This window comes from Klebsiella sp. EMBS2024 (assembly GCF_036233805.1).
GTDB classification, from domain to species: domain Bacteria; phylum Pseudomonadota; class Gammaproteobacteria; order Enterobacterales; family Enterobacteriaceae; genus Klebsiella; species Klebsiella pneumoniae.
The window spans coordinates 1,715,656-1,721,466 of the sequence record NZ_JAZARW010000001.1; the positions used below are offsets into that span (position 1 = coordinate 1,715,656).

3 protein-coding genes are annotated in these 5,811 nt (G+C 57.9%); all 3 read right to left on the reverse strand.

Annotated elements, in window-relative coordinates:
- Window positions 1-444 precede the first annotated feature (444 nt).
- The 3 genes from VZP09_RS07685 to VZP09_RS07695 all read right to left on the reverse strand — a co-directional run bounded on the left by VZP09_RS07685 (window position 445) and on the right by VZP09_RS07695 (window position 5,443).
- The gene (locus VZP09_RS07685) at window positions 445-2,061 is read right to left on the reverse strand and encodes a mechanosensitive ion channel family protein (RefSeq protein WP_004179708.1); all 1,617 of its coding nucleotides are present in this window, start codon (window positions 2,059-2,061) and stop codon (window positions 445-447) included.
- Between the two features lie 163 nt (window positions 2,062-2,224).
- Window positions 2,225-3,877 (reverse strand): class I fumarate hydratase FumA, encoded by a 1,653-nt coding sequence (fumA, locus tag VZP09_RS07690; protein ID WP_087830686.1) that lies wholly within the window; start codon window positions 3,875-3,877, stop codon window positions 2,225-2,227.
- 54 nt (window positions 3,878-3,931) lie between these two features.
- Window positions 3,932-5,443, reverse strand: coding sequence for an anion permease (locus VZP09_RS07695; protein WP_004148278.1), 1,512 nt, complete (start codon window positions 5,441-5,443; stop codon window positions 3,932-3,934).
- Window positions 5,444-5,811: the final 368 nt, after the last annotated feature.

A 5,811-nucleotide genomic window follows, 5' to 3' on the forward strand; every position in this document is an offset into this window, starting at 1 on the left:
CCGGAAATGTCCCTGTTCGCACTATGTTTGGCAGGACCACAACGTTTGGCAGGGCTACAACTTCTATGTTAATTCCGGNCAGATTGCGCTCCCGGTTGATCTTCTGCGTTNTGTCTCNTATGGCGCAGGGAGCGCACAGGGGGCGGCCAGTCGCCGCCGCCCCCTGTANCCCCGGGCTCCGGCCAGCAAAATCGCCNCTGCGNGGTNNCTTCGNNTTATCCCTGCAGGCTGCGGGTCGGGCCGAGGCAGCGTCCCTGCAAAACACGGCCCTCAGCCCGCATCCATGCGGGCTGCCCCGGCCTTCCGGGAACGTCTCAGCGATTTTGAGNCCGCCAGCACCGGCAGTTTCAGTCGCGCAANTGGNTAAATGAGTGACAGGCCGCACGAACCCCTGGCCGGGTAAGGCGCAGCCGCCACCCGGCAGAAATGCCGCTACGTTAACCTTTATTTCTCCGGCTCCTGCGGCGCGACGGCCGGGGCGGCGTACCAGGCTTCCTGCGGCACCACTACCGCCGCCTTTGGCTGCATCACAAAGTTCGGCGACATAATCTGCACACCGAATTCGTTAAACACATCAATAATGCTGCTATGCAATGCGTTGCGGCCATCCGGCAGCTTGGTTGTGGGGAGTAAGCGCACCTGCAGCTCATACGAGGTATACCAGTCGAGCAATCCCAGCTTACGCACCACCGGGGCAATTTGCTGATCGATCCCCGGGGTGCGTCTCGCCGCCAGCTCCAGCAGCGCATGGACCTGACGCCACGGCGTATCGTAGCCGATGGTGACGCTGGTGGTGAGGTTGACTCCACCGTCGGCGCTTTCGGCGCTGAGATTAATAATTTTCCCGCTCACCACCACCGCGTTCGGGACGGTAACGATGTAATTTTCGCGGGTGAGAATTTTGGTCGCCAGCACGCCAATCTCGCTGACCTGACCCTCATTATCGGCGAGGCGGATCCAGTCGCCTTTGCGCAGCGCCCGAGAGTAGATCAGCACCAGGCCGCTCATCGCATGGGTCATCACTCCGGTTGACCCGAGGGTCAGCATCAGGCCGAAGAACACGCTAATGCCTTTGAAGGCGAGAGAGTTGGCGCCGGGAAGGAACGGGTAGGCGGCGGAGAGGGCAAACAACCAGATGACCACCGAGATAAGTCGACGGGTGGCGCTAACGGTCTCCGGATGAATGCCGGGAACCTGAATGCGGCCGGCGGCGACCTGGTCGAGAACCACCTTCACCAGGCGAATGATAAGCCAGGTGAGAAGGAAAATAAGCACCACGATCATCAGTCCCGGCAGGGAGGCGACAATCGACAGAGAGAGGTCGCGGATCACCCCCAGCGACCAGTCGCCCAGCGATTCGCTCCACACCCGCGTCCAGGGAAACAGGCTGAAGGCCCAGCTCAGCCAGAGATAACAGGCCAGCATGCCGAGAAGGATGACCAGCACAGCATAGAGTCGAACTTCAATATTGCCGAGATAGCGCCGCCAGTGCTGCGGTATGGCGCTACGTTTTTCGAGGATCCGCAGCAGGAAAAAACGTCGCACCCGCCGCCAGGCGCGGAAGGCGCCGTAGTAAAACAGCGCCAGCAGCAGCGCCCCGGCCAGGGCTTTACCGGCGGAGATGAACAGATAGCGGTTGTTGAACTGCTCCTGGAGGCTGGTGCGCTGGGCTTCCATACGCGCCAGCACCCGCTGGGCTGCCTGGTCGAGGGTTAAATCATCGCCCTCGTCGAGATCCGCCTGGCTCAGCAGCAGCACCGGTTTGCCGTTCATCAGAAACAGTCTGCCTGGCTGACCATAGCGGATAACAGGCACGACCCGCAGCGGCTGGCGAATATCATCTTCGGTGAAGGCGCGCAGGGCGCTGCGGGTGCGCAAAACGCGCTCTTCGGGCGTGGTCTGGCCAAAGGTGGCCTGCAACATGACGACAGGTTGGTGGAAAATCGTGACCGTGCGTGCCTGCTCGCGCGCGGTTGGCTGCTGTCGCGGTTCGGCGGCCAGCGCCGGCTGGAGCACCAGCAGCGCCAGCGCCCAGAGGATAACGATGCTCATCCTGTTCACTGAGGCACCTGAGATAAGAATTATTGTTATTTTTCAGCANAAAACGGAGGGCTTGTAGTTGAGCATAGCCTGGTGCGAAGTGAATTCAAGCTGGGTAAACGCGGACATNNNNAAAGCCGTCGCCCAAACGGCGACGGCCTGATATCAGCGTCAGAGGATAGCGTTAGCCGTGCTGTTTACAGCCCGCGCACTGCTTATTCTGGATCTGCTGGAAGAAGTCGTTGCCTTTATCATCGACGAGGATAAACGCCGGAAAATCTTCCACTTCGATTTTCCAGATAGCTTCCATCCCCAGTTCCGGATAGGCCACGCACTCGAGGCTCTTGATACTCTGCTGGGCGAGCACTGCCGCCGGGCCGCCGATGCTTCCAAGGTAGAAGCCGCCGTGTTTATGGCAGGCATCGGTCACCTGCTGGCTGCGGTTGCCTTTCGCCAGCATCACCATGCTCGCGCCGTGGGACTGCAGCAGATCAACGTAAGAGTCCATGCGGCCGGCAGTGGTTGGGCCGAGGGAGCCGGAAGCGTAACCGGCTGGCGTTTTTGCCGGGCCCGCGTAGTAGATCGGGTGATCTTTGACGTACTGCGGCAGCGCCTCGCCGTTGTCGAAAAGTTCCTTCAGCTTGGCGTGGGCGATGTCGCGGGCCACGATAATGGTGCCGTTAAGGCTCAGGCGGGTGGAGACCGGATGTGCCGACAGCTGCGCCAGGATCTCGCTCATCGGCTGATTCAGGTTGATGCTTACCACTTCGCCTTCGCCGGCCTGACGCAGATGTTCAGGAATATATTTTCCCGGATTGCTCTCCAGCTTCTCGATCCAGATACCGTCGCGGTTAATTTTGGCTTTGATATTGCGGTCGGCGGAGCAGGAGACACCCATGCCGATCGGGCAGGAGGCGCCGTGGCGCGGCAGACGGATCACCCGGATATCGTGGGCGAAGTATTTCCCGCCAAACTGCGCGCCGAGGCCGAGGTTCTGCGCTTCCTGCAGCAGCTCTTGCTCCAGCTGCACGTCGCGGAACGCCTGACCGTGTTCGTTACCTTCGGTCGGCAGACCGTCGTAATAGCGGGTCGAGGCCAGTTTGACGGTCTTCAGCGTCGCTTCCGCTGAGGTGCCGCCGATCACAAACGCGATGTGGTACGGCGGGCAGGCGGCGGTGCCGAGAGTGCGCATCTTCTCAACGAGGTAGTTTTTCAGCTTCGCCGGGGTGATCAGGGCCTTGGTTTCCTGGTACAGATAGGTTTTGTTGGCGGAACCGCCGCCTTTCGCCATGCACAGGAACTTATATTCTTCACCGTCGACGCTATAGAGATCGATCTGCGCCGGCAGGTTGGTGCCGGTGTTAACCTCTTTATACATATCCAGCGGCGCGTTCTGTGAGTAGCGCAGGTTATCTTCGGTATAGGTGTTGTAAACGCCCTGCGCCAGAGCGGCTTCATCGCCGCCGCCGGTCCAGACGCGCTGGCCTTTTTTCCCCATGATAATCGCGGTGCCGGTATCCTGGCAGGTCGGCAGCACGCCCTTGGCGGCAATTTCCGAGTTGCGCAGGAACTGCAGGGCGACATATTTATCGTTATCGCTGGCTTCCGGGTCGAGCAAAATCGAGGCGACCTGTTGCTGATGGGAGACGCGCAGCATAAAGGCGGCGTCGTGGAAGGCCTGCTGAGCGAGCAGGGTCAGCGCCTGCGGCTCTACTTTCAGGACCTGCTGGCCGTCAAATTCGGCGACGGAGACGTGCTCTTTGCTGAGCAGATAGTATTCCGTATCGTCGAGCGCCAGCGGAAACGGATCCTGATAAACAAACGGTTTAGTCGACATAGTCACTTACTCCATAAAGATAAAAACCGCCGGGGTAGTCCCGGCGGTTATGAATCAGAACATCATGGACATCCACGGATAGCCAATCAGCAGCAGGGCGGCCAGGAAGATGGCGCCAAAGATGGTGCCGAGGCGCCAGTAATCTTTGGTCGGCAGGTAGCCGCTGCCGTAGTAGATTGGGCTTGGGCCAGTACCGTACGGGGTGATGATCCCCATCACGCCCAGCGAGGTGACCATCAGCAGGACAAACACTTCCATATTCATTCCCGGGATAGTCGAGGCAATGGTCAGCATGGCCGGCAGCAGCGCGGTGGTGTGCGCGGTGGTGCTGGCAAACAGATAGTGCAGCAGGTAGAACGCCAGCAGCAGGACGATGGTCGCCATCCCCGGGGAGATGCCGCTCATCAGCGCGCCGCCCTCTTTACCCAGCCAGGCGATAAAGCCGGTGGAGGAGAGGCCGTCGGCCAGTGCCACCAGGGTGGCGAACCAGACAAAGGTGTTCCATGCCGCTTTGTTGTTGGTGATATCGCTCCAGGAGAGCACGCCGGTCCACAGCATCAGCACGATAACCAGCAGGGCAGCCAGCGCCGGTTCGATCCAGTCTGCGGCGAAGATCCACATCATCAGCGCGAAGCAGACGAATACCAGCAGCAGAATTTCATTGCGCGACAGTTTGCCCAGTTTTTCCAGTTCACGCGCGGCCCACAGCGGCACTTCGTTATTGACTTTCACTTCCGGCGGGTAGAACCAGTAGGCCAGCAGCGGCATAGCCAGAATCAGCAGGATACCCAGCGGCAGGAAGGCGATGAACCAGGTGCCCCAGGAGATATTGATGCCAACAATGCTTTTGACCAGCGCCAGGGCCAGCAGGTTCGGGGCCAAAGCCGACAGGAACATCGAGCTGGTAATACAGGCGGCGGTGATCGCTACCCACATCAGATAGGAACCGATTTTACGTGCGCTCGGATCGTTTGGCTTTGAACCGTACAGCGGCGGCAGGTTAGCGATAATCGGGTAGATAGTCCCCCCGCTGCGTGCGGTGTTAGATGGCGTAAACGGCGCCAGCAGCAGATCCGCGAAGGTGATGGCGTAGCCGAGCGTCAGGCTGCGACGGCCAAGATATTTCACCAGAATCAGCGCCAGGCGGCGGCCGAACTGCGTTTTATCGTAGCCGGCGGCGAACATGAACGCGCCGAAGATAAGCCACACGGTGGAGTTGCCGAAGCCGCTCACCGCCCACTTAAAGGAGGCGCCAGCCATTTTGAAGCCTGGCGCGGCCATCTGATCCGGGCTGAACAGCAGCCACTGGCTGCACAGGGCAATAACTACCACGCCGGTGATACCGATAACGGCGCCGGGCAGCGGTTCAAAAATCAACCCGACGATCACTCCGACAAAGATAGCGAAGTAGTGCCAGGCGTACGGCGGCAGGCCTTCGGGGACCGGGACGAACAATAACAGCACGGCAACGATAATCGGCAGCGCCATCATCAGGAGAGGTTTTTTATTCGCAGTCGTTGGCTTGACTGCACCGGCAGGCGGTATGGTTGTCTTTTTCTCTTTCATAATGAGTATCTGCAAGTTGTTGAAAATAACGTTTACGCCAGCGTCTTACTCAGTGGTTTCTTTAATTACAAAAGTTACTTTAGTTTTTATTTTGCGTTTCTGAGTATCGACAGGGCGCTTATTTAACGCGTTTTATGAGGCGTTAAATTAAATTTGTTGGTTATTTATATATTGCGCTTTCAATGGCCGTTGCAATTGATCAAGATCAAGAAAAGCCGGTGATTTCACTATTTTTTTATTATCAGTATAACCCTATGTGATGAGGTGTTATTTTGGCGAAAATATCGATAGATGTTAAAGGAAAAATGAACAATAAATGCTGAAATTATTTTCTGTTTTAGTATCTTAATGATTTTATNGTNTTTTTG

Excerpts from the sequence above, each read along its gene's own strand:
- VZP09_RS07695 (WP_004148278.1), bottom strand. The coding sequence starts at position 5,443 with ATGAAAGAGAAAAAGACAACCATACCGCCTGCCGGTGCAGTCAAGCCA.
- fumA (WP_087830686.1), bottom strand. The coding sequence starts at position 3,877 with ATGTCGACTAAACCGTTTGTTTATCAGGATCCGTTTCCGCTGGCGCTC.